This is a genomic window from Bradyrhizobium nanningense (genome assembly GCF_004114535.1).
Classification (GTDB): domain Bacteria; phylum Pseudomonadota; class Alphaproteobacteria; order Rhizobiales; family Xanthobacteraceae; genus Bradyrhizobium; species Bradyrhizobium nanningense.
The window spans coordinates 49,834-74,091 of the sequence record NZ_LBJC01000078.1 but is presented as its reverse complement, the minus strand read 5'-3'; the positions used below and the strand labels follow the sequence as shown (position 1 = coordinate 74,091).

The 24,258-nt window shown below is 64.7% G+C and carries 21 protein-coding genes; 12 read left to right on the top strand and 9 right to left on the bottom strand.

Annotation, left to right across the window (positions count from 1 at the left end; genetic code table 11):
• The first annotated feature begins 112 nt into the window (after positions 1-112).
• Positions 113-715: a septation protein A gene (locus XH84_RS35175; RefSeq protein WP_128918871.1), complete on the top strand. Its 603-nt coding sequence runs from the start codon at positions 113-115 to the stop codon at positions 713-715.
• A 148-nt stretch (positions 716-863) separates the two neighbouring features.
• Here XH84_RS35175 and XH84_RS35170 read toward each other — a convergent pair whose 3' ends face one another.
• The 5 genes from XH84_RS35170 to ccmA form a co-directional block, all read right to left on the bottom strand.
• The gene (locus XH84_RS35170; RefSeq protein WP_128918870.1) at positions 864-1,457 is read right to left on the bottom strand and encodes a DsbE family thiol:disulfide interchange protein; all 594 of its coding nucleotides are present in this window, start codon (positions 1,455-1,457) and stop codon (positions 864-866) included.
• A complete protein-coding gene (gene ccmD / locus XH84_RS35165; protein ID WP_128918869.1) occupies positions 1,457-1,639 on the bottom strand; it encodes a heme exporter protein CcmD in 183 nt (60 codons plus the stop codon). Before ccmD ends, XH84_RS35170 begins: the two co-directional genes overlap by 1 nt.
• Positions 1,636-2,427 (bottom strand): heme ABC transporter permease, encoded by a 792-nt coding sequence (locus tag XH84_RS35160; RefSeq protein ID WP_128918868.1) that lies wholly within the window; start codon positions 2,425-2,427, stop codon positions 1,636-1,638. The genes ccmD and XH84_RS35160 overlap by 4 nt, the downstream gene beginning before the upstream one ends.
• Before the next feature lie 91 nt (positions 2,428-2,518).
• A complete protein-coding gene (gene ccmB, locus XH84_RS35155) occupies positions 2,519-3,187 on the bottom strand; it encodes a heme exporter protein CcmB (protein ID WP_028150494.1) in 669 nt (222 codons plus the stop codon).
• 319 nt (positions 3,188-3,506) lie between these two features.
• Positions 3,507-4,109, bottom strand: coding sequence for a heme ABC exporter ATP-binding protein CcmA (gene ccmA / locus XH84_RS35150; protein ID WP_128918917.1), 603 nt, complete (start codon positions 4,107-4,109; stop codon positions 3,507-3,509).
• A 241-nt stretch (positions 4,110-4,350) separates the two neighbouring features.
• Between ccmA and acnA the strand changes: the two genes are divergently transcribed.
• The 3 genes from acnA to XH84_RS35135 all read left to right on the top strand — a co-directional run bounded on the left by acnA (position 4,351) and on the right by XH84_RS35135 (position 9,100).
• Positions 4,351-7,071 (top strand): aconitate hydratase AcnA, encoded by a 2,721-nt coding sequence (gene acnA / locus XH84_RS35145; RefSeq protein ID WP_128918867.1) that lies wholly within the window; start codon positions 4,351-4,353, stop codon positions 7,069-7,071.
• 233 nt (positions 7,072-7,304) lie between these two features.
• A complete protein-coding gene (locus XH84_RS35140) occupies positions 7,305-8,081 on the top strand; it encodes a DUF1223 domain-containing protein (RefSeq protein ID WP_128918866.1) in 777 nt (258 codons plus the stop codon).
• Between the two features lie 647 nt (positions 8,082-8,728).
• Positions 8,729-9,100, top strand: a complete 372-nt coding sequence (locus XH84_RS35135) for a DUF2794 domain-containing protein (RefSeq protein WP_128918865.1) — start codon at positions 8,729-8,731, stop codon at positions 9,098-9,100.
• 108 nt (positions 9,101-9,208) lie between these two features.
• On the opposite strand, the gene XH84_RS35130 is transcribed toward XH84_RS35135, so the two are convergent.
• From XH84_RS35130 to XH84_RS35115, 4 genes are all read right to left on the bottom strand, one after another.
• A complete protein-coding gene (locus XH84_RS35130) occupies positions 9,209-9,739 on the bottom strand; it encodes a GNAT family N-acetyltransferase (protein WP_128918864.1) in 531 nt (176 codons plus the stop codon).
• 212 nt (positions 9,740-9,951) lie between these two features.
• Complete coding sequence (locus tag XH84_RS35125) at positions 9,952-10,743, bottom strand: Bax inhibitor-1/YccA family protein (protein ID WP_128918863.1); 792 nt, start codon at positions 10,741-10,743, stop codon at positions 9,952-9,954.
• A 281-nt stretch (positions 10,744-11,024) separates the two neighbouring features.
• Complete coding sequence (locus XH84_RS35120; RefSeq protein WP_128918862.1) at positions 11,025-13,595, bottom strand: ABC transporter permease; 2,571 nt, start codon at positions 13,593-13,595, stop codon at positions 11,025-11,027.
• Positions 13,592-14,314: an ABC transporter ATP-binding protein gene (locus tag XH84_RS35115; protein WP_128918861.1), complete on the bottom strand. Its 723-nt coding sequence runs from the start codon at positions 14,312-14,314 to the stop codon at positions 13,592-13,594. Before XH84_RS35115 ends, XH84_RS35120 begins: the two co-directional genes overlap by 4 nt.
• Positions 14,315-14,369: 55 nt before the next feature.
• Here XH84_RS35115 and XH84_RS35110 point away from each other — a divergent pair, with 55 nt between their 5' ends.
• From XH84_RS35110 to XH84_RS35075, 8 genes are all read left to right on the top strand, one after another.
• Positions 14,370-15,005 carry an arylesterase gene (locus XH84_RS35110; protein ID WP_164936184.1) on the top strand — a complete coding sequence of 212 codons (636 nt, stop codon included), beginning with the start codon at positions 14,370-14,372 and terminating at the stop codon, positions 15,003-15,005.
• A gap of 171 nt (positions 15,006-15,176) precedes the next feature.
• A complete protein-coding gene (gene thpR, locus XH84_RS35105; protein WP_128918860.1) occupies positions 15,177-15,713 on the top strand; it encodes an RNA 2',3'-cyclic phosphodiesterase in 537 nt (178 codons plus the stop codon).
• 170 nt (positions 15,714-15,883) lie between these two features.
• Positions 15,884-17,068: a cell division protein ZapE gene (gene zapE, locus XH84_RS35100; RefSeq protein WP_128918859.1), complete on the top strand. Its 1,185-nt coding sequence runs from the start codon at positions 15,884-15,886 to the stop codon at positions 17,066-17,068.
• Between the two features lie 255 nt (positions 17,069-17,323).
• A complete protein-coding gene (mdh, locus tag XH84_RS35095; protein ID WP_091893088.1) occupies positions 17,324-18,292 on the top strand; it encodes a malate dehydrogenase in 969 nt (322 codons plus the stop codon).
• Positions 18,293-18,497: 205 nt separating this feature from the next.
• Entirely contained in the window at positions 18,498-19,694 is a 1,197-nt protein-coding gene (gene sucC, locus XH84_RS35090; RefSeq protein ID WP_128918858.1) for an ADP-forming succinate--CoA ligase subunit beta, read from the top strand.
• A gap of 4 nt (positions 19,695-19,698) precedes the next feature.
• Positions 19,699-20,178 (top strand): DUF1579 family protein, encoded by a 480-nt coding sequence (locus tag XH84_RS35085; RefSeq protein WP_128918857.1) that lies wholly within the window; start codon positions 19,699-19,701, stop codon positions 20,176-20,178.
• Between the two features lie 33 nt (positions 20,179-20,211).
• Positions 20,212-21,096 (top strand): succinate--CoA ligase subunit alpha, encoded by an 885-nt coding sequence (sucD, locus tag XH84_RS35080; protein ID WP_100236139.1) that lies wholly within the window; start codon positions 20,212-20,214, stop codon positions 21,094-21,096.
• Between the two features lie 136 nt (positions 21,097-21,232).
• Positions 21,233-24,190, top strand: coding sequence for a 2-oxoglutarate dehydrogenase E1 component (locus XH84_RS35075; protein ID WP_128918856.1), 2,958 nt, complete (start codon positions 21,233-21,235; stop codon positions 24,188-24,190).
• Positions 24,191-24,258 lie beyond the last annotated feature (68 nt).

The following is a 24,258-nucleotide window of genomic DNA, read 5'->3' as shown; positions in this document are numbered from 1 at the left end:
CGAGACGCCGCTTGCGCGGCTCCTCAGGATGAGGTCGTGCCACATAAGAGGTCCTCATCCTGAGGAGACCGCGAAGCGGTCGTCTCGAAGGATGGGAGAGACGGAAGAGAGAATGGACAAGACCCAGCCGCATCCGCTGTTCAAGCTGGCGACCGAACTCGGTCCGCTGCTCGTGTTCTTCTTCGTCAATGCGAAGTTCAATCTGTTCGCCGCAACCGGCGCCTTCATGGTGGCGATCGTGGCGGCAATGATCGCGTCCTACGTCGTGACGCGTCACATTCCGATCATGGCGATCGTGACGGGCGTGATCGTGCTGGTGTTCGGCACGCTGACCCTGGTGCTGCACGACGAGACCTTCATCAAGATCAAGCCGACCATCATTTACGGCCTGTTCGCCGCGATCCTCGGCGGCGGCCTGTTGTTCGGCCGCTCCTTCATCGCCGTCATGTTCGACCAGATGTTCAACTTGACGCCGCAGGGCTGGCGCATCCTCACGCTGCGCTGGGCGCTGTTCTTCGCCGGCCTGGCGGTGCTGAACGAGATCATCTGGCGCACGCAAAGCACCGACTTCTGGGTGAACTTCAAGGTATTCGGCGTCACCCCGCTGACCATGATCTTCGCCGTCGCGCAGTTGCCGCTGACAAAGCGCTACCACCTCGAGCCGGTGTCGCTGGAGGCCAGCGAGGCCGAGGCGGGGGATGTGAGCAAGGGTTGACGGTCTCGTGTCCCGGACGCGCGAAGCGCGAGCCGGGATCCAGTCCCTCTCCAGAAGTGACGTCGTGGTGACATCGTGGTGACATGGGCCCCGGCTCTGCAGCGCATCGATGAAGGATCGCTGCGCTGCGTCCGGGGCACGCGATGCCCTAAGACCCAGCCTTCAGCGCCTTCTCCATCTGCGGCAACAGCACCTTCTGCAGATTGTCCGGCGTGATCGGGCCGACCAGCTTGTAGACGATGGTGCCCTCGCGGCCGACGACGAAGGTTTCCGGCACGCCGTAGACGCCCCATTCGATCGAGGCGCGGCCGTTGGCGTCCACGCCGACGCGGCCGAACGGGTTGCCGTAGCGGCCGAGGAAGCGGCGCGCATTGTCGGATGCGTCCTTGTAATTGATGCCGACCAGCTGGAAGCGCCTGTCTTTGGCCAGTTCGGTCAGGAGCGGTGCTTCGTCATGACAAGGCACGCACCAGGACGCCCAGACGTTGACCAGGCTGACCTTGCCCTTGAACGCGGCGGGGTCGAGGCCGGGCACTTGCGCATTGTCAGCCTGCAATCCCTCGAGCGGCGGCAGCGCGGTCTGCGGCGCGGGCCGGCCGATCAGCGCGGAGGGAATCCGCGAGGGATCGCCGCTGCCGAGCCGGAACCAGAACAGCAGTGCAAGGCCGATGAAGGCGATCAGCGGCAGCACCATCAGGAAGGTGCGGCGCTGCGGCGCTGCGGAGGCAGGTTGATCGCTCATCACAGGTCCGTCGCGCTGCGACCGGACCGGCGCGTGATACCGCGCTCCTCCAGCTCGCGCAGGCGCTGGGTCTGATTGCGATAGTCGAGCGCGATCCAGCCGATCAGGAGCGCGACCACGAGGGCCGCTGCGGCATAGGACGTCACGATGAAGGATGCGTAGGGACCAAGCGACATGATCATGCGGCCCCAGCTTCTTTCGACGCACCTTGTCCGCGCGAGGCGGCGCCCATCTCGCTCGAGAACGCGACACGGCTCGCCTGCATCATTTGCAGGGAGCGGACTCGGCGGCGCAGGATTTCGTTGCGCATCGCAGCCAGATGCAGCGTGACGAAAAGCAGCGTGAAGGCGACCGCCATCACCAGGAGCGGAATCAGGAACGATTTGTCGAGGGCCGATCCGCCCATGCGCATCACTGAGGCCGGCTGGTGCAGCGTGTTCCACCAGTCGACCGAGAACTTGATGATCGGCAGGTTGAGCGCACCGACCAGGGTCAGCACGGCGGCGGCCCGTGCGGCGCGCGAGGGATCGTCGACCGCGCGCCACAGCGCCATCAGGCCTAGATACATCAGGAAGAGGATCAGCACCGAGGTCAGCCGCGCATCCCATTCCCAATAGGTGCCCCACATCGGCCGGCCCCACAGCGAGCCGGTGAGCAGCGCGAGAAAGGTGAAGGCGGCGCCGATCGGCGCGGCCGCCTTGGCCGCGACGTCGGCGAGCGGATGACGCCACACCAGCGTGCCCAGCGAGGCGATGCTCATCACGCCCCAGACGAACATCGACAGCCAGGCATTGGGCACATGGATGAACATGATCTTCACCGTGGCGCCCTGCTGGTAGTCGTCGGGCGCCAGCGCGGTTTGATAGAGACCGATCGCGAGCAGCAGGACGGTCGCGGCCGCAAGCCACGGCAGGACCCGCGCTGTCAGCGCGAGGAACCGCGTGGGGTTGGCGAGGTCGATCAGTGTCATGGCACCCTGATAATCATCGATGGCCGCTCAGGCAATCAGCACGAAAGCGAGGGACGAAAGTTGATCGGGGTCAAGGTCAATCGGGCGCATCTCAATCGAGCCCGTGCCGCAGGCTCGCTGCGGCCGCGAAGGGGCCGATCACAAGGCTGACCAGGGACAGCGCGCACAGGATCGAGAACGGCGCGCCGAACGTCATCGGCCCGACGATCACCGCCTGCGAGGCCGCAACCCCGAAAATCAGGACCGGAATCGACAGCGGCAGCACCAGCACAGCCATCAGCAGCCCGCCGCGGTGCAGCGTCACCGCCAGCGCCGCGCCGATCATGCCGGTAAACGTCAGCGCCGGGGTGCCCGCCAGCAGCGTCAGCGCCACCGCGCCGGTCGCGACCATGTCGAGGTTGAGCAGGAGGCCCAGCACGGGGGTTGCGACAATCAGCGGCAGGCCAGCGGCCAGCCAATGCGCCAGCGCCTTGGCGGCGCAGGCGAGTTCCAGCGGCGTCCGGCTCATCGTGATCAGGTCGAGCGAGCCGTCCTCGTGGTCGGCCATGAACAGCCGGTCCAGGGTGAGCAGGCTCGCCAAGAGCGCGCCGAGCCAGAGAATGGCCGGCCCCAGCCGCGACAGCAGCGCCAGATCCGGCCCCACCGCGAACGGCATCAGCACCACCACGGTCAGAAAGAACAGCACCCCGATCAGTGCCCCGCCGCCGACGCGGAGCGCGATCCGGATGTCCCGGCGAATGAGGGCGGACAGGGCGGTCATGGGGTGGCTCCAACGCGCCCCGAGGGCGGTGCGCTCCCTTCCCGGCTTGCGGGGGAGGGCTGGGGAGAGGGTGTCTCGACAACGAAGATTCCCCCAGAGGAGAGAACCCTCACCCGGCGCCATAGCCGATGCAAAGCATCGGCGTTTTTAAGGGACGGCCGCCAAGGGCCGCCTATGCCGGCCTCTCCCGCAGGCGGGAGAGGCGTGGGAGCCCGCGGCAACGCCGCCTTCCCAAATGACAGATGGATTGCTGGACCACGGGCAGAAGGAACGGCGAGAGCAGGGCAAAGCCGCTTGGAAAGCTGAGGGTCGGTCGGAATCACACCTCACCCCCGATCCGCAGCTCCCGCGATTCGATCCCGAGTGGCGCGTGGGTCGCCGCGACAATCATGCCGCCGCGCGAAAGGTGCTCGCGCATCAGGCCGCCGAACATGTCCTGTCCCGCCACATCCAGCGCATTGGTCGGCTCGTCCAGCAGCCAGACCGGGCGGCGGACGGTCAGCAGGCGGGCCAGCGAGAGGCGGCGGCGCTGGCCGGCCGACAGGAAGCCCGCGGGCAGGTGGGTGGCGTGCGCGAGGCCCACAATGGCGAGGCTCTCGGCGAAGTCAAAACGCTCGCCGCCGAGAAATTCGGCCCAAAAAGTCAGATTCTCCGCCACGCTGAGCGCCGGCTTCAGGGCATCGCGATGGCCGAGATAGTGGCACTGCTCGGGCAGCGTCAGCTCGGTATCGCCGCCCGAGAGCGCGATCTTGCCGCCCGCCGGCACCAGCAGGCCCGCGATCAGCCGCAGCAGCGAGGTCTTGCCCGATCCGTTGCGGCCGACGACCGCCACGGCCTCGCCTGAGACCGCCGCGAAATCGAGCCCGGCAAACACCTGGCGGCCGCCGCGCACGCAGGCGACGGCGTGTCCGGAGAGCTGCATCTTGCCGTGTTTCAACTCACTCAAAGCCGGGCCTCAGGAAAACTTGGGGTAGCGCATGGGAATTTTTGGCTCGCGATTGCTGCGGCACGATTGTGGCTGTGGCGGCGCGGTTAGAAAGCTTCTATAAGCCCGGAACTACTTGATGCAGCAACTCAACCTGCCCCCGCAAGCGGCCCAGCCTAGATGTGCTGACGGTGTTAAGATACCCTGCCGGGTATAACTAACGATTGGGATTTCCTACATGACCTCGCTCGACAGCTTCAAATGCAAAAAGACCCTCAAGGTCGGCGCCAAGACCTATGTCTATTACAGCCTGCCCACGGCCGAGAAGAATGGTCTGAAGGGAATTTCCAAACTTCCCTATTCGATGAAGGTCCTGCTCGAGAACCTGCTGCGCAACGAGGACGGCCGTTCGGTCAAGAAAGAGGACATCGTCGCCGTCTCCAAATGGCTGCGCAAGAAGTCGCTGGAGCATGAGATCGCGTTCCGCCCTGCGCGCGTGCTGATGCAGGACTTCACCGGCGTGCCGGCGGTGGTCGATCTCGCCGCGATGCGCAACGCGATGCAGAAGCTCGGCGGCGACGCCGAGAAGATCAATCCGCTGGTGCCTGTCGACCTCGTCATCGACCATTCCGTGATCGTGAACTTCTTCGGCGACAACAAGGCTTTCGGCAAGAACGTCACCGAGGAATACAAGCAGAACCAGGAGCGCTACGAGTTCCTGAAGTGGGGCCAAAAGGCGTTCTCGAACTTCTCCGTCGTGCCGCCCGGCACCGGCATCTGCCACCAGGTCAATCTCGAATATCTCTCCCAGACGGTGTGGACCAAGAAGGAGAAGATGACGGTCGGCAAGAAGACCGGCACTTTCGAGGTCGCCTATCCCGATTCGCTCGTCGGCACCGATTCCCACACCACCATGGTCAACGGGCTCGCTGTGCTCGGCTGGGGCGTCGGCGGCATCGAGGCGGAAGCCTGCATGCTCGGCCAGCCGCTGTCGATGTTGCTGCCCAACGTCGTCGGCTTCAAGCTGAAGGGCGCGATGAAGGAGGGCGTCACCGCGACCGACCTCGTGCTGACGGTCACGCAGATGCTGCGCAAGCTCGGCGTGGTCGGCAAGTTCGTCGAGTTCTTCGGCCCCGGTCTCGACAATCTCTCGGTCGCCGACAAGGCGACGATCGCCAACATGGCGCCCGAATATGGCGCGACCTGCGGCTTCTTCCCGGTCGATGCCGCCGCGATCGACTATCTCAAGACCTCCGGCCGCGCGGCGCCGCGCGTCGCGCTGGTGCAGGCCTATGCCAAGGCTCAAGGGCTGTTCCGCACGGCCAAGTCGCCCGATCCGGTGTTCACTGAAACGCTGACGCTCGATCTTGCCGACGTCGTGCCGTCGATGGCCGGTCCGAAGCGCCCCGAAGGCCGCATCGCGCTGCCGTCGGTCGCCGAAGGTTTTTCGCTCGCGCTCGGCACTGAATACAAGAAGGCCGAGGAGCCCACGAAGCGCTTCGCCGTCGAGGGCAAGGACTTCGAGATTGGCCACGGCGACGTCGTAATCGCCGCCATCACCTCCTGCACCAACACCTCGAATCCGAGCGTGCTGATCGGCGCGGGCCTCTTGGCGCGCAACGCCGCGGCGAAGGGCCTCAAGGCCAAGCCGTGGGTGAAGACCTCGCTCGCCCCGGGCAGCCAGGTCGTCGCAGGCTATCTCGCCGATTCCGGCCTGCAGAAGGATCTCGACAAGGTCGGCTTCAACCTGGTCGGCTTCGGCTGCACCACTTGCATCGGCAATTCCGGTCCGCTGCCCGAGGAGATCTCGAAGTCGATCAACGACAACGGCATCGTCGCGGCGGCCGTGCTATCCGGCAACCGCAACTTCGAAGGCCGGGTCTCGCCTGACGTGCAGGCGAACTATCTGGCCTCGCCGCCGCTGGTCGTCGCCCACGCGCTCGCGGGCAGCGTCACCAAGAACCTTGCCGTCGAGCCGCTCGGCGAGGGCAAGGACGGCAAGCCGGTGTACCTGAAGGACATCTGGCCGACGACGAAGGAGATCAACGCTTTCATGAAGAAGTTCGTGACCGCGTCGATCTTCAAGAAGAAGTATGCCGACGTGTTCAAGGGCGACACCAACTGGCGCAAGATCAAGACGGTCGAGAGCGAGACCTATCGCTGGAACATGTCTTCGACCTACGTGCAGAACCCGCCCTATTTCGACGGCATGAAGAAGGAGCCGGAGCCTGTCACCGACATCGTCGAGGCGCGCATCCTCGCCATGTTCGGCGACAAGATCACCACCGACCACATCTCGCCGGCCGGTTCGATCAAGCTCACCTCGCCCGCGGGCAAGTATCTCAGCGAGCATCAGGTACGTCCCGCCGACTTCAACCAGTACGGCACGCGTCGCGGCAACCACGAAGTGATGATGCGCGGCACCTTCGCCAACATTCGCATCAAGAACTTCATGCTGAAGGGTGCCGACGGCAACATTCCGGAAGGCGGCCTCACCAAGCACTGGCCCGACGGCGAGCAGATGTCGATCTACGACGCCGCGATGAAGTACCAGGAAGAGAAGGTGCCGCTGGTGGTGTTCGCCGGTGCCGAATACGGCAACGGCTCCTCGCGCGACTGGGCTGCCAAGGGCACCCGTCTGCTCGGCGTGCGCGCGGTGATCTGCCAGAGCTTCGAGCGCATCCATCGCTCCAACCTGGTCGGTATGGGCGTGCTGCCGCTGACCTTCGAGGAAGGTACCTCCTGGTCGTCGCTCGGCCTGAAGGGCGACGAGAAGGTCACGCTGCGCGGCCTCGTCGGCGACCTCAAGCCGCGCCAGAAGCTGACCGCGGAGATCGTCTCGGGCGACGGTTCGCTGCAGCGCGTTTCGCTGCTCTGCCGCATCGATACGCTGGACGAGCTCGACTACTACCGCAACGGCGGTATCCTGCACTATGTGCTGCGCAAGCTCGCGGCCTAAGCGCGGATTTGTGAACGGTGGCTCACTGCGAAGTGAGTAGAAGGTTAGATGAAGGCGGCCTATCACAAGGCCGCCTTCATGCGTTTGCGGCATGCTCTAGATGGGCCCGCCCGGCGGAAAACCTCCCTTTGGACGGTTCGCCCGGACGGTCGGTGTGCTGCGCCCGTAAGACTACGGTGACCATCCGGCGATAAGATCTTCCTTCCCACGAGCAATGGTGTGCGGCGTTCGACATGACAACAATGACGGCTTCTCATCTGGTTTCGCGTTGGTCCAGCGCCTTTTGGTCGGGCGCTCTCGGCATCTGTGCGATCGTCGCCGTCATCCGCCCTGCCGAAGCCGATCCCCGCGCCGTTGTCGAATTGTTTACCTCGCAAGGCTGCTCCTCCTGTCCGCCCGCCGACCAGATCATCGGCGATCTCTCCAAAGATCCGTCGATCATCGCGCTCAGCATGCCGATCGATTATTGGGACTATCTCGGCTGGAAGGACACGCTGGCGGATTCACGCTTCTCTGCACGGCAGCGCGCCTATTCGCGCGTGCGCGGCGACCGCGAGGTTTACACCCCGCAGGTCGTGGTCAACGGCTCCGCCCATGTCATCGGCAGCGACCGTGCCGGCATCGAGAATGCGATCGGCAAGACCGACAAGGGTGCGGGCGTGATGAGCGTGCCGGTGACGATGTCGCTCGCGGGCAAGCAGATCAACGTCTCGGTTGCCGCGAGCAACGAGCCGGCGGTCTCGCATGGCGAGGTCTGGATCTGCTCGATCGCCAGGTCGGTCCCGATCGCAATCACCCGCGGCGAGAATCGCGGGCAGCAGATCACCTATCACAACGTGGTGCGCAATCTGCTCAAGGTCGGTGACTGGACCGGGCGTCCGGAAAGCTGGACGGTGCCGATCGAGAACCTGACGCGCGACGGCGTCGACGGCGCGGTGGTCTATGTCCAGGACGGCAGCCGCGAAAAGCCCGGCCCGATGCTCGGCGCGGCGTACACGTCGCTGCACTGATTCGAATTTTTCGCTAGCATCGCGCGCCGTATTCACTCCTCATGGTGAGGAGCGCGCCCTTGCGCGCGCGGCGGACGATGCTGCGCATCGCCGCGAGAACCATGAAAGGCCCCCGCTGATGCAGCTCAGCCTTGCATCCTTCGAGACGCCGCGCGAAGCGCGCGGCCCTCAGGATGAAGGGAGAGAGTCTTTCCTCGGATGTTTGGAGAGACGGTCGCACGTCGGCAGAAACATCTCGATACCAACAAAAAAGGACCAACTTGCGTTGGCCCTCCTTGTCGCGCGTACAGACCCGATCCTGTTCGACCCCGGGGGGCTGGGGGCTGAGGAATCCGGAACCGAAAGGACCGGGTCAACGCACGTCCATCTTTTCGCAGTGCAGGGCGGCAGTCGCTAGGCGGAAAAGCGGCGAGACTATGATTCCTGCTAACGATCCCGTGACGGTTTGCCGCGACAGAGTTCCACCTTTGCGTGTGCGTGGAGTCGCGTCTGATTCGATCGGTTGAAAGCAGGCGGCCGAGTTCCATCGAGTTCCATCAAGAACCTTGCGGCGAGGAGCGGTTGGCGCGATCATGCCGTTGTCATGATCCGGTTCCGGGGACGGTTCGCGGACCGGGGTTTAAAGTCGTGCGATGAGGAGGCTCTCCATGAGTCTGATGTCGGAGGATGCCGATCCGAGCGAGCAGCGCGCGGCGGCGCGCCCCGCCGCCGCGAATGCGCAACAGAGCAGAGTGACGTTCAACCGGCTCGAGCTGCACCGTATTCTCAATCTCTACGGCCGCATGGTCGCCGATGGCGAGTGGCGCGACTACGCCATCGACTTCCTGAAGGACCGCGCTGTTTTCTCGGTCTATCGCCGCGCCTCGGAAGTGCCGATCTACCGCATCGAGAAGGACCCGCGCCTGGCGCGCAAGCAGGGCATGTACAGCGTGATTTCGGCGACGGGCCTGATCCTGCGCCGCGGCCACGAGCTGGAGCGCGTGCTGCTGGTGATTGATCGCAAACTGGCGGTGGTGTGACGGCAGCGGTGATGTAGCGAGACTTCCTAGCCCGGATGAGCGAAGCGACATCCGGGGCTTTGCTTGCGACGTTCCGGGGTATCGCTTCGCTCACCCGAGCTACAAAACCTACTTCCCCGGCACCGTGGTCGCGCCTTCGCCGAGGTCGCGCTGCATCATCACGGTGTCCAGCCAGCGGCCGAATTTCAGCCCGACATTGGGATGCGTGCCGATCATCTTGAAGCCACCCCTGGTGTGCACGCCGATCGAGCCGGCGTTGGCGGAATCGCCGATCACCGCGATCATCTGGCGGAAGCCGCGCGCCTCGCATTCAACGACCAGCCGCTCCAGCAGCAATGAGCCGACGCCGCGGCGGTGGAAGGAGGGATCGAGGTAGATCGAGTTCTCGACCGTGAAGCGGTAGGCCGGGCGCGGGCGGTAGGCGCCGGCATAGGCGTAGCCGGCGACGCGTCCCTCGAGGATGGCGACGAAATAGGGATAGCCGCCGTCGATGAGCGCGCGATAGCGCCGCGTCATCTCCGCGAGATCGGGCGGCTCCAGCTCGAACGTCGCCGTGCCCTCGCGGACAGCCTGCTGATAGATGGCGGTGATGGCGGGAAGGTCGGCCTCGGTCGTGGGCCTGATTTCAGGTGCGGACATGGGGGAAGATTAGAGCCTTCGCGCGGGCGCTGGAAGGGGCCCGGCAGCCTCCGCCCCCGTCATTGCGAGCGCAGCGAAGCAATCCAGAAATGCATCCGTGGAAGGACTCTGGATTGCTTCGTCGCAAGGGCTCCTCGCAATGACGAGGCCGCAGGCAAACAAAAACCCCGGCCTTTCGGCCGGGGTTCGTGTCGTTCGCTCTGGTCCGTCGCTTAGTCGCGCTGGCCGAGCAGCTGCAGCAGCAGCGTGAACAGGTTGATGAAGTTCAGGTACAGCGACAGCGCGCCGGTGATGGCCGCACGCTCTGCGATGTCACCGCCGGCCGAGGCGTAGCCGTAGATGTAGTCGTTCTTGAGCCGCTGGGTGTCCCAGGCGGTGAGGCCCGCGAACACCAGCACGCCGACCACCGACACGATGAACTGCAGCATCGAGCTCGCCAGGAACAGGTTCACCAGGCTCGCAATAATGATGCCGATCAGGCCCATGAACAGGAACGAGCCCATTCCGCTCATATCACGCTTGGTGGTGTAGCCGTAGAGGCTCAGCGCACCGAACGTGGCCGCGGTGATGAAGAACACTCGCACGATCGAGGTGTGCGTGAACACCAGGAAGATCGAGGACAGCGAGATGCCCATCAGCGCCGAGAACACCCAGAACAGGATCTGAGCGGTCGAGGGGGCGAGACGGTTGATGCCTGCCGAAATCACGAACACCATGGCGAGCGGCGCGAGCATGAACAGCCATTTCAGAGGGCTGACGAACATCGCGTAGCCGAACGGGGTCAGGAACAGCTTGCCGACGCGGACGGCTTCCGGGGTCGGAACGTCGGTCACGGCGGCCATGTAGACGCCGAGCGCGGCAAGGCCGGTGATGGCGAGGCCGATACTCATGTAATTGTAGATGCGCAGCATATACGCGCGCAGGCCGGCATCGACCGTCGCGGCGTCAACACGCCCGGCGGCCCTGCCGAAAGGAGAAGCGTAGTTACGGTCTAGGTCCGACATGGTCGAATTCCCGTTGGTTGGTCCGGTCCGGCATGAGGGTCGCCATGCCGCCGGTTCGTCAAACTCTATCTCGGATACCGACACCAGCCGACTAAATTTTGGCTAACAATCGGGGCTCCGAACCCATCCGATATGTGGGAAACTAACACATTCGCTGCAACCTTCCACGCGCGGCTGAATGTCGCCCTCGGCTGCAATTCTGACGTGAACCTGACGGGCAGTCGTGGTTAATCGCAGGAATCGTGCGATTCCGCATCGGTGCGGCCATCCGCTACATTTTGTCACAAATTCCGCAACACCGTGGCGGGCTTTTTGTTCAACGCCAGCAGCGTGCCCGCGAGCCCCAGCCCGACGGTGACGACGAGCGCGGCGGCGACAACCCCGGCCGCGCTGCCGGCCTGCCAGACGAAGCTGAGCGTCATCAGCCGCGTCACGATCATCCAGGCCGCGATGCTGCCGGCGATCACGCCGAACAATGCGGTGGCGAGCCCGATCAGGAGGTATTCGAGCGCATAGGCGCCCAACAGCCGCAGCCGCGTCGCGCCCAGCGTCTTCAGGATCACGGCATCGTAGACCCGGTGGCGATGACCGGCGGCAAGCGCCCCGCCCAGCACCAGGATCGCCGAGATCAGCGTCACGGCGCTGGCGCCGCGAATCGCCAGCGCCAGATTGGTCACCACCGAGCCGACCGTCTCCATCACCTCGCGCACGCGCACGCTCGTCACCATCGGATAGGCGTCGGCGACCTGCTTGATGATCTTGCCGTCGCCGGCCGCAGTTCCGCCCGTTTCCGTCAGCGTCGCGATATGGGTGTGCGGCGCGCCCTTGAAGGCGTTCGGCGAGAACACGAGAACGAAGTTGATGCCGAGGCCCTGCCAGTCGATGGTGCGCAGATTGCCGATTTTGGCCGGAATGTCGCGGCCGAGCACGTTGACCACGATCTCGTCGCCGAGCTTGAGGCCTAGTCCGTCGGCGATCTTCTTTTCCATCGACACCAGCGTCGGGCCGGAATAATCGGCGCTCCACCACTCGCCCTCGACCACCTTGGATCCTTTCGGCAGCTCGCCGGTATAGGTCAGGCCGCGGTCGCTCTGCAGCACCCATTCGGAATCGGTGGTGGGCTTGAGCTCTTCGGCACGCAGCCCGCGCGCGGCGACGATGCGTCCGCGCAGCATCGGCACGTCCTCGACCTTCGCGCCGGGCGCGATCTGGCGCAGATAGAGGTCGAACTGCGCGGCCTGCGCGCTCGGAATGTCGATGAAGAAGAACGACGGCGCCTGATCGGGGAGGGCCGCGAGGAACTGCCGCCGCAGATTGCCGTCGATCTGGGTGATGGTGACGAGCACGGCGAGCCCGAGCCCCAGCGACAGTACGACCGAGGGCGTCAGTGCGCCCGGCCGGTGGATGTTGGCGATCGCAAGCCGCAGCATCGGCAGCCGCGTCCGCGGCAGCCGCCGCGCGATTCCCATCAGCAGGGCGGCGATGCCGCGCAGCAGGGCGAACACGACGAGCGAGGACGCGACGAACACCGCGGCGATGCGCTTGTCGAAGGAGAGCCCGATCACCACGCTGATCAGCAGCGCAATCACCACGCCCATGAACACGAGATAGCCCGCGCGTGGCCGGTGCCATTCCGGGCTGATGGTGTCGCGGAACAGCGCGGCCACCGGCACGTCGTGGACGCGTCCGAGCGGCCACAGGCCGAAGGCCAGCGCGGTCAAGAGGCCGTAGACGAAGGACAGCGCGAGCTCGTCGGCGTGCACGGCCGGCACCACCGGCAGCGGCAGCAGCTTGCCGAACAGGCCGACGATGGCGAAGGGCATGGCTGCGCCGAGCGCAAGGCCGATCACCGAGCCGACGCCCGCGAGCACCAGAACCTGCGCCAGATAGATGCCGAACACGTCGCGACCGGTGGCGCCGACGGCCTTGAGGGCCGCGATCACCTCGAGGCGGCGGTCGATATGGCTCTTCACGGCATTGGCGACGCCGACACCGCCGACCAGCAATGCGGCGAGACCGACCAGCGTCAGGAACTGGGTGAAGCGGTTGATGTTGCGTTCCAGCTGCGGCGAAGCGTTGGAACGGCTGCGGATCTCCCAGCCGGCCTGCGGCGCCGCGCTCCGCGCATCCGCGATGAAGGCTTCGGTGGCGCGCTCGTTGTTGGCGAGATCGGGCAGCTTCACCCGGTACACCCAGCGCACCAGGCTGCCGGGCTGGATCAGGCCGGTGGCACGCAGGCCCGCTTCGCTGATCAGGAAGCGCGGGCCGAAGCCGATGCCGCCGGCGAGCTTGTCGGGCTCGGCTTCGACGGTGCTGCGGATCTGAAAGGTCGCGGAGCCGATGGTGACACGGTCGCCGGTCTTCAGCGACAGCCGCGCCAGCAGCGTCGGATCGGCGGCGGCGCCGAACGCGCCGTCGCGCTCCGCGAGGATCTCGGACATCGGCAGTGGCGGTGCGAGCGTCAGCTGGCCCAGCATCGGATAGGTGCTATCGACCGCTTTCATCTCGACCAGCGCAAGCTGGCCATCGGCCGCGCGCGCCATGCCGCGCAGGGTGGCGGCGGTCGACACCGAGCCGCGCGAGCGCAGGAAGGCGAGCTCTTCAGGTTTTGCCTCGCGCTGGAACAGCACGAAGGAGACGTCGCCGCCGAGCAGTGTGCGGCCTTCGCGGGCTAGGCCGTCGGAGAGGCTCGCCGACACCGAGCCGACGCCGGCGATCGCCATCACGCCGAGCGCGATGCAGGCGATGAAGACGTAGAAGCCGCGCAGGCCGCCGCGCAATTCGCGCAGCGCATAACGCAGCGACAGCGCGACGCCGCCCGGTTTGGCGAAGGGTTCTGCCGCCGTGCTCATGCCGGCGCAGACTGCGTGTCGATGCGGCCCGAGCGCAGACGGATCACGCGATCGCAGCGATGCGCGAGCGAGGAATCGTGCGTCACCAGCACCAATGTCATGCCGCGCTCGGCGTGCTTGCTGAACAGGAGATCGACGATCTGTTGTCCGGTGGCTTCATCGAGATTGCCGGTCGGCTCGTCGGCAACGAGGATCGCGGGATCGGGCGCCAGCGCGCGGGCCAGCGCAACGCGCTGCTGCTCGCCGCCGGAGAGCTGCGTCGGATAATGATGCAGGCGGTCGCCGAGCCCGACCGATTGCAGCTCCTCTGCCGCGCGCTTTGCTGCGTCGGGATTGCCGGCAAGCTCGAGCGGCACCGCGACGTTCTCGAGCGCGGTCATGGTCGGGATCAAATGAAAGGACTGGAAGACGATGCCGACCTGGCGGCCGCGAAAGCGCGCCAGCGCGTCCTCGTCGAGGGCATTGAAAGGCGTGCCATTCACCACCACCTCTCCGCTATCAGGACGCTCCAGCCCCGCCATCACCATCAGCAGCGTGGATTTGCCCGAGCCTGACGGGCCGATCAGGCCGATCGTCTCGCTACGGCCGACTCGCAAGCTGATATCCTTGAGAATATGAACGCGTGCCGCGCCCGTACCCAATGAGAGATTGACGTTGGAGATGGCGATGGTGTCCGCCGAATTGACGGCGAGCGAAGAGGGATCGATGCGAGTGTCCATGGTCCGGTCATATGGCAACTCCGATAGCGCGGTCGAGAGGCGTTACGGATTGTTCATGCACATAGCCGTGTTGATGCTCGCCTTCATGACAATAGCGAACCCGGCTTGGGCGGACGCGTCAAAATCGATCAAGCTTGTCGTCCTCGGCGATTCCTTGAGCGCCGGTCTTGGCCTGCCGGCTCAGGATGCGTTTCCGGCCAAGCTGAAAAAATCCTTGCAAGACAAAGGCATAGATGTCGATATCACCAACGCCGGCGTATCCGGCGACACCACCTCGGGGGGCCGCGACCGGCTCGACTGGTCGGTCCCCGACGGAACCGACGGCGTCATCGTCGAGCTCGGCGCCAACGACGCCTTGCGCGGCATCGATCCCGATCTGGCGCGCGCCGCGCTCACCGACATCGTCCAGCGGCTCAAGGCGCGCAGGATCGCGGTGATGCTGTGCGGCATGCTGGCGCCGCCGAATTACGGCGCCGAATATGCCACGCGCTTCAATTCGATTTATCCGGATCTGGCGAAAAAATTCGACGTGCCCCTCTACCCTTTCTTTCTTGAAGGAGTGGCGGCCGACGCCAAGCTCAACCAGGCCGACGGCATTCATCCGACCGCGGCCGGCGTCGACATCATCGTCGGCAACCTCATGCCCGCCGTGGAGGCATTCCTTGGCACGATCGCTGAGCAACGGCGTTGAAAGCAGGCAGCGCTCACCGTAATTCCCAGGGTTTTACCGGGGTGAGGCTGCCTACGCTTCGCAGAGTCACACAACTGCGATAGGAATCAGGGTACCGGTGATTCGTCGCCGGCTCTAATTTGGATATGATCCTGCTCAGGGATCGTACCCAAGCATCGGGAGTGCGAAACGATGCCGCGTTTGTTCACGGGGCTGGAAATTCCGGCCGAGATCGGCCAGGCGCTTTCCAACTTGAGGGGTGGCCTTCCCGGCGCCCGCTGGATCGATCCCGAAAATTATCACGTCACCTTGCGCTTCATCGGCGATATCGACGGCGTCTCGGCCAACGAGATCGCCTCGATGCTGTTTCGCGTCGACCGCAAACCCTTCGAGGTGAAGGTGCAGGGCCTCACCAGTTTCGGCGGCCGCAAGCCGCGCGCAGTCGTTGCGACGATCGCGCCGAGCAAGCCGCTGATGGAATTGCAGGCCGAGCTCGAACGGATGATGCAGCGGATCGGCCTCAATCCGGAGGGGCGCAAATACATCCCGCATGTGACGCTGGCCCGGCTGCACGACGCCTCCGACCGCGACGTCGCCGACTATCTCTCGCTACGCGGCTATTTCCCGAGCAAGGCGTTCATGGCGGAGCGCTTTGTTCTGTTCTCGTCCCGCGCCTCCACCGGCGGCGGCCCGTATGTGGTCGAGGACGCCTACGAGCTGTGTGCGTAGCGAAGCTCTCGTGCCCCGGCCGTAGAGCCGGGGCCCAGCGCTCCGCGATGAACGAAATTTGGCGATGAACGAAACAGCGGGTCCCGGCTCTGCGGCCGGGGCACCAGCGCATAGCGCCCCGCACCAATTCACGGCTTGCAATTTGCCGCGGTCTCTGGCGGTAAAGGGCCATGCTCACCACCCCCAGTTCCCCCTTCAGTGACGCATATCAGGCCCAGATCGCCTCCGGCGCGATCGAGCCCGATGCCGCGCAGGCCGAGGTCGCCGAGGCCTATGCCGCACTGGATCTACGGCTCGCGACCTACAAGCCCACGCGCAAGCAGGGCCTGCTCAGCCGCCTGTTCAGCAGCGACAAGGACGAGGCGCCACGCGGGCTCTACATCCATGGCGAAGTCGGCCGCGGCAAGACCATGCTGATGGATCTGTTCTTCCAGCACTCATCCGTCGAGCACAAGCGACGCGCGCATTTCCACGAATTCATGGCCGACGTGCATGAGCGCATCTACGACTATCGCCAGAGCATCGCGCGCGGCGAGATCGCCGACGGCGACGTCATCGCGCTGACCGCGAATGCGATCTTCGAGGAGAGCTGGCTGCTCTGCTTCGACGAATTCCACGTCACCGACATCGCGGACGCGATGATCCTGGGGCGCCTGTTCGCCAAATTGTTCGAGCTCGGCACCGTCGTGGTCGCGACCTCCAACGTCGCCCCCGACGATCTCTACAAGGGCGGCCTGAACCGTTCTCTGTTCCTGCCCTTCATCAAACAGATCACCGACCATATGGACGTCGCGCGGCTCGATGCGCGCACCGATTTCCGGCTGGAGAAATTGCAGGGCGTGCCGATGTGGCTGACGCCGGCGGACGCCGATGCGAACGCAGCCCTCGACCGCGCCTGGTCGCGGATGTCGGGCAGCGCCAAACGCCGCTCGCGCGACATTTTGATCAAGGGCCGCATCCTGCACGTGCCGTGCTCGGCCCACGGCGTGGCGCGGTTTTCGTTCGCCGACCTCTGCGAGAAGCCGCTCGGCGCATCGGATTACCTCAGGCTGGCGCACGACTATCACACCATCCTGGTCGACCATATTCCAGTGATGGATTTCTCCCAGCGCAACGCCGCCAAACGCTTCATCACGCTGATCGATACGCTCTACGACAATGCGGTGAAGCTGATGGCCTCGGCCGACGCCAATCCGATTTCGCTCTACCTTGCCGACGAGGGCGTTGAGGCCATGGAGTTCAAGCGGACGGCCTCGCGCCTGATCGAAATGAGCTCGGAATCGTATCTGGCGCTGGCTCACGGCCGCAAGGATTCCACCGCCAGCGGCTCCACCAAGGGTCTGGTGGAGACTTAAGTCCTATTTGCCAGCGCTGTCATTCGGGGCGCGGGCCAGCGCGAGCCCGAAATCCCGAGATTGTCATGCGAGATTCTCAGGTGCGCAATTTCGCACCATAGTTCGTGCTCCGCGCGCCCCGGAATGACCGGGCTGCGTGCCCGAGGCCGCGCCAAGCCCGACAATTGGGCATTGGGCGACTTGAACGGGGCAGGCGAAAGGGATAACCACCCGTCTCAGTTTTCCCCTCCTTACGTGTCTAAAGGACAGGCTCACATGGCGCGCGACAAGATTGCTTTGATTGGCTCCGGTCAGATCGGCGGAACGCTGGCTCATCTCATCGGCCTGAAAGAGCTGGGCGACGTGGTGATGTTCGACATCGCCGAGGGCGTGCCGCAGGGCAAGGCGCTCGACATCGCGCAGTCCTCGCCGGTCGACGGCTTCGACGCGCATTACAGCGGCGCCAACTCCTACGAGGCGCTCGACAACGCCAAGGTCTGCATCGTCACCGCCGGCGTGCCGCGCAAGCCCGGCATGAGCCGCGACGACCTCCTCTCCATCAACCTCAAGGTCATGGAGCAGGTCGGCGCCGGCATCAAGAAGTACGCCCCCGACGCCTTCGTCATCTGCATCACCAACCCGCTCGACGCCATGGTCTGGGCGCTGCAGAAGGCTTCCGGCCTGCCGCACAAGAAGGTCGTCGGCATGGCCGGCGTGCTGGATTCGGCCCGCTTCCGCTACTTCCTGGCCGACGAATTCAACGTCTCGGTCGAGGACGTCACCGCATTCGTGCTCGGCGGCCATGGCGACACCATGGTGCCGCTGGTGAAGTACTCCACCGTTGCCGGCATTCCGCTGCCCGACCTCGTCAAGATGGGCTGGACCTCGCAGGCGCGCCTCGACGAGATCGTCGACCGCACCCGCAACGGCGGCGCCGAGATCGTCAACCTGCTCAAGACCGGCTCGGCCTTCTACGCGCCGGCCGCGTCCGCGATCGCGATGGCCGAGAGCTATCTGCGTGACAAGAAGCGCGTGCTGCCCTGCGCCGCCTACCTGAACGGCGAATACAGCGTGAAGGACATGTATGTCGGCGTGCCCGTCGTGATCGGTTCCAAGGGCGTCGAGCGCGTCGTCGAGATCGAGCTCGCCGGCAAGGACCGCGAGGCCTTCGACAAGTCGGTCGGTGCCGTCCAGGGCCTGGTCGATGCCTGCAAGAAGATCGCCCCCGATCTTCTCGGCCGCTAAGGCGCAACCAATCCCCGCCGAAGACCGAAAACCCGGTCTTCGGCGGTTTCATTTCCGGGGTCCGGAGCCGGCCGGCTCCGGGTTCGGCAGTCCAGAGATCGATGTCAAAGAATCCGGGTTGCAGTTCCTGTGGTATATGGTATGCCAGCCACAAGACTGAGGTGGGCCCTAGAGATCACCGCCCGCGGGTTCAGGGAGCGACCATATGAATATCCATGAATATCAGGCCAAAGCGCTGCTGAACGAGTTCGGCGTGCCGATCTCCAAGGGCGTGCCGGTCCTTAAAGCCGCGGACGCGGACGCTGCCGCCAAGGCGCTGCCTGGTCCGGTTTGGGTGGTGAAGAGCCAGATCCACGCCGGCGGCCGCGGCAAGGGCAAGTTCAAGGAAGCCAGCGCCGGCGACAAGGGCGGCGTGCGCATCGCCAAGTCGGCCGCCGAAGTCTCCGAATTCGCCAAGCAGATGCTGGGCGCCACCCTGGTGACCGTGCAGACTGGCCCCGCCGGCAAGCAGGTCAACCGCCTCTACATCGAGGACGGCTCCGACATCGACAAGGAATTCTATCTGTCGATCCTGGTCGACCGCGAGACCTCGCGCGTCTCGTTCGTGGTGTCGACCGAAGGCGGCGTCAACATCGAGGACGTCGCGCACAACAGTCCTGAGAAGATCGTGACCTTCTCGGTCGATCCCGCCACCGGAATCATGGGCCATCACGGCCGCACGGTCGCGAAGGCGCTGAACCTGTCCGGTGATCTCGCCAAGCAGGCGGAAAAGCTCACCGCGCAGCTCTATGCGGCCTTCGTCGCTAAGGACATGTCGATGCTGGAGATCAACCCGCTGGTCGTGACCAAGCAGGGCCAGCTCCGCGTGCTCGACGCCAAAGTGTCGTTCGACGACAACGCGCTGTTCCGTCACCCCGAGGTGCTGGCGCTGCGCGACGAGACCGAAGAAGACGCCAAGGAGATCGAGGCGTCCAAGTACGACCTCAACTACGTCACCCTCGACGGCAATATCGGCTGCATGGTCAACGGCGCCGGTCTCGCCATGGCGACGATGGACATCATCAAGCTCTACGGCATGGCGCCGGCGAACTTCCTCGACGTCGGCGGCAGCGCCAGCAAGGAGAAGGTCGCGGCCGCGTTCAAGATCATCACCGCCGATCCCAACGTGAAGGGCATCCTGGTCAATATCTTCGGCGGCATCATGAAGTGCGACGTGATCGCCGAAGGCGTCACGGCCGCCGTGCGCGAAGTCGGCCTCAGCGTTCCGCTGGTGGTCCGCCTCGAAGGCACCAATGTCGAACTCGGCAAGAAGATCATCCGTGAATCTGGACTGAACGTGGTGCCGGCCGACAATCTCGACGACGCCGCGCAGAAGATCGTGAAGGCCGTCAAGGGAGGCTAAGGCCATGGCCCAGGACCATCTCGCCGCATCATCTCCGCTTCCCGAGCATGCGCGTCTCGCCGCGTTCGCCGGCGAATGGGATGGCGAAGAGATGGTCTTCCCGTCGCGCTGGACGGCGGGCGGGCCGGCCACCTCTCGCGTTGTCGCGCGCATGGACCTCAATGGATTCTACCTGATCCAGGACGGTGTCCAGATGCGCGACGGCAAGCAGGTCTTCGCCACCCACGGCCTCTTCACCTACGACCGCGACGACCGGACCTACAAACTGTTCTGGTACGACTCGCTCGGCTACACGCCGCCCTCGCCCGCTTCCGGCGGGTGGGTCGGCAAGACCCTGACGCTGGTGCGCGGCTCGCTCCGCGGCAATGCGCGCCACGTCTACGAGATCATCGACGACAATTCCTATTCGTTGAAGATCCAGTTCTCGCCGGACGCGGAAGGCTGGGCCGACGTGCTCACCGGCGTCTACCGCCGCATCCACTGACCTCTCACTCGTTAGTTCGCGAAAGCAGACCTCATGTCCATCCTGATCGACAAGAACACCAAGGTCATCTGCCAGGGTTTTACCGGCAAGAACGGCACCTTCCATTCCGAGGCCGCGATTGCCTACGGCACCAAGATGGTCGGTGGCACCTCGCCGGGCAAAGGCGGCGCGACGCATCTGGGCCTGCCGGTGTTCGACACCGTGCGCGAGGCGCGTGAGAAGACCGGCGCCGATGCGTCGGTGATCTACGTGCCGCCGCCGGGCGCGGCGGATGCGATCTGCGAAGCCATCGACGCCGAGATCCCGTTGATCGTCTGCATCACCGAAGGCATTCCTGTTATCGACATGGTGCGGGTCAAGCGCTCGCTGATCGGCTCCAAGTCGCGCCTGATCGGGCCGAACTGCCCGGGCGTCATGACCGCCGGCGAGTGCAAGATCGGCATCATGCCCGCCAACATCTTCAAGACCGGCAGCGTCGGCATCGTTTCCCGTTCAGGCACGCTGACCTATGAAGCCGTGTTCCAGACCTCCCAGGAAGGCCTCGGCCAGACCACCGCGGTCGGCATCGGCGGCGACCCGGTTAAGGGCACCGAGTTCATCGACGTGCTGGAGATGCTGCTGGCCGACCCCAAGACCGAATCGATCATCATGATCGGCGAGATCGGCGGCTCCGCCGAGGAGGACGCGGCCCAGTTCCTCAAGGACGAGGCCAAGCGCGGCCGCAAGAAGCCGATGGTCGGCTTCATCGCCGGCGTCACCGCCCCTCCCGGCCGCCGCATGGGCCATGCCGGCGCGATCATTTCGGGCGGCAAGGGCGACGCCGGTTCCAAGACCGAAGCGATGAAATCGGCAGGGATTACAGTGTCTCCGTCACCCGCCCGCCTCGGCCACACGCTTGCCGAAAAGTTGAAAGGCTAATTCACTTCTTCGTGCTTTTCCGGGCGAAGTTTCGCAGCAAATAGGGTAAAGGGTGCCTGTCGCGCCGAGCCTCTGCCGGGAGCTCGGCGCCAGCGCCGTTTGTTATGCGCGAACCGAAATCGCCAGGAACTCCAGTATGTCTCGCCAGGACGCGAACGCAGCCTTTGCCTTGTCATCGTTTTTGCAGGGCACCAATGCCACCTACATCGACGAAATCTACGCCCGCTACCAGAAGGACCCATCCTCGGTCGACGCCGAGTGGCAGGACTTCTTCAAGAGCCTGAACGACGCTCCTGCTGACATCAGCAAGAACGCGGAAGGGCCGTCCTGGGAGCGCGACAACTGGCCGCTCACCCCGCAGGATGACCTGACCTCCGCCCTCGACGGCAATTGGGCCGAAGTCGAGAAGGCGGTCGGCGGCAAGATCGCCGCCAAGGCGCAGGCGAAGGGTGCTGCTCTATCCTCCGCCGACCTGCTCCAGGCGACGCGCGATTCCGTTCGCGCCCTGATGCTGATCCGCTCCTACCGCATGCGCGGCCACTTCCACGCCAAGCTCGATCCGCTCGGCATCGAAGCCCAGCGCAACCGCGAGGAGCTCGACCCGCGCACCTACGGCTTCAGCGAAGCCGATTTCGACCGCAAGATCTTCCTCGATCACGTGCTCGGTCTCGAATACGGCAGCTTGCGCGAGATCACCGCGATCTGCGAGCGCACCTATTGCCAAACGCTCGGCGTCGAGTTCATGCATATCAGCAACGCCGCGCAGAAGGCCTGGATCCAGGAGCGCATCGAGGGACCCGATAAGGAGATCTCGTTCACCCGCGAAGGCCGCAGGGCGATCCTGATGAAGCTGGTCGAGGCCGAAGGCTTCGAAAAATTCTGCGACACCAAGTTTACCGGCACCAAGCGCTTCGGCCTCGACGGTGGTGAAGCGCTGATCCCGGCGCTCGAGCAGATCATCAAGCGCGGCGGCAATCTCGGCGTGAAGGAGATCGTGCTGGGCATGCCGCATCGCGGCCGCCTCAACGTGCTGACCCAGGTGATGGCCAAGGCGCACCGCGCCCTGTTCCACGAGTTCAAGGGTGGTTCGGCCAACCCCGACGCGGTCGAAGGCTCCGGCGACGTGAAGTATCACCTCGGCGCCTCCTCGGACCGCGAGTTCGACGGCAACCGCATCCATCTGTCGCTGACCGCCAACCCCTCGCATCTCGAGATCGTCGATCCCGTCGTGCTCGGCAAGGTCCGCGCCAAGCAGGACCAGCATGGCGATCCGCCTGATATGCGCATCTCGGTGATGCCGCTTCTGATGCACGGTGACGCCGCGTTCGCCGGCCAGGGCGTGGTCGCCGAGTGCTTCGGCCTGTCCGACCTGAAGGGCTACCGCACCGGCGGCTCCGTGCACTTCATCGTCAACAACCAGATCGGCTTCACCACCTATCCGCGTTACTCGCGCTCCTCGCCCTATCCGTCGGATGTGGCGAAGATGATCGACGCGCCGATCTTCCACGTGAATGGCGATGATCCGGAAGCCGTCGTGTTCGCGGCCAAGGTCGCGACCGAATTCCGGCAGAAGTTCCACAAGCCTGTCGTCATCGACATGTGGTGCTATCGTCGCTACGGCCACAACGAGGGCGACGAGCCGGCTTTCACCCAGCCGGTGATGTACAAGCGGATCGCGGCCCATCCCTCGACCCTCACGCTCTATGCCAAGCGCCTGATCGCCGAAGGCGTGGTCACCGAGGGTGAGGTCGACAAGCTGAAGGCTGACTGGCGCGCCCGGCTCGATGCCGAGTTCGAGGCCGGCACCTCCTACAAGCCGAACAAGGCCGACTGGCTCGACGGCAAGTGGTCCGGCTTCAAGATCGCCGATCAGGAAGAGGACGCGCGTCGCGGCGTCACCGGGGTCGACCTTCCGGTCCTGAAGGACATCGGCCGCAAGATCACCAAGGTGCCGGACGGTTTTCGCGTTCACCGCACCATCCAGCGCTTCCTCGACAACCGCGCCAAGGCGATCGACACCGGTGCCGGCATCGACTGGGCGACCGGCGAGGCGCTGGCGTTCTGCACATTGCTCCAGGAAAACCACCATGTCCGTCTGTCCGGACAGGATTCCGAGCGCGGCACCTTCTCGCAGCGCCACTCGGTCCTGATCGACCAGGAGGACGAGAGCCGCTACACGCCGTTCAACCATCTCGGCCACGAGCAGGGCCATTACGAGGTCATCAACTCGCTGCTGTCGGAAGAGGCCGTGCTCGGCTTCGAATACGGCTATTCGCTCGCCGAGCCGAACACGCTGACGCTGTGGGAAGCCCAGTTCGGCGACTTCGCCAACGGCGCGCAGGTCGTGTTCGACCAGTTCATCTCCTCGGGCGAACGCAAATGGTTGCGCATGTCCGGTCTCGTCTGCCTGCTGCCGCACGGCTATGAGGGCCAGGGACCGGAGCACTCCTCGGCGCGCCTGGAGCGTTACCTGCAGATGTGCGCCGAAGACAACATGCAGGTGGTCTACCCGACCACACCGGCGAACTACTTCCACGCCCTGCGCCGTCAGCTGCACCGCGAGATCCGCAAGCCGCTGATCATGATGACGCCGAAATCGCTGCTGCGTCACAAGCGGGCGGTGTCGCGTCTCGAGGAGCTGGCCAAGGATACGACCTTCCACCGCATCCTCTATGATGACGCCCAGATGCTGCCGAACGAGGCGGTCAAGCTCGTCCCCGACGACAAGGTCCGCCGCATCGTGCTGTGCTCCGGCAAGGTCTATTACGACCTCTACGAGGAGCGCGAGAAGCGCGGCATCGACGACATCTATCTGATGCGCGTCGAGCAGCTCTATCCGGTGCCGCTGAAGGCGCTGGTGGCCGAGCTGTCGCGCTTCAAGAAGGCCGAAGTGGTGTGGTGCCAGGAAGAGCCCCGCAACATGGGTGCCTGGCACTTCATCGAGCCCTATCTGGAATGGGTGCTGAACCAGGTGAACGGCGCGAGCCGGCGTCCGCGTTATGTCGGCCGCGCCGCTTCCGCCGCGACCGCCACGGGTCTGATGTCGAAGCATCAGGCGCAGCTGAAGGCATTCCTGGACGAAGCACTGAGCTAGGCAATTTCAAACTGAGTCATGCCCCGCGAAGGCGGGGCATCCAGTACTCCGTGGCATTCGATCTCATC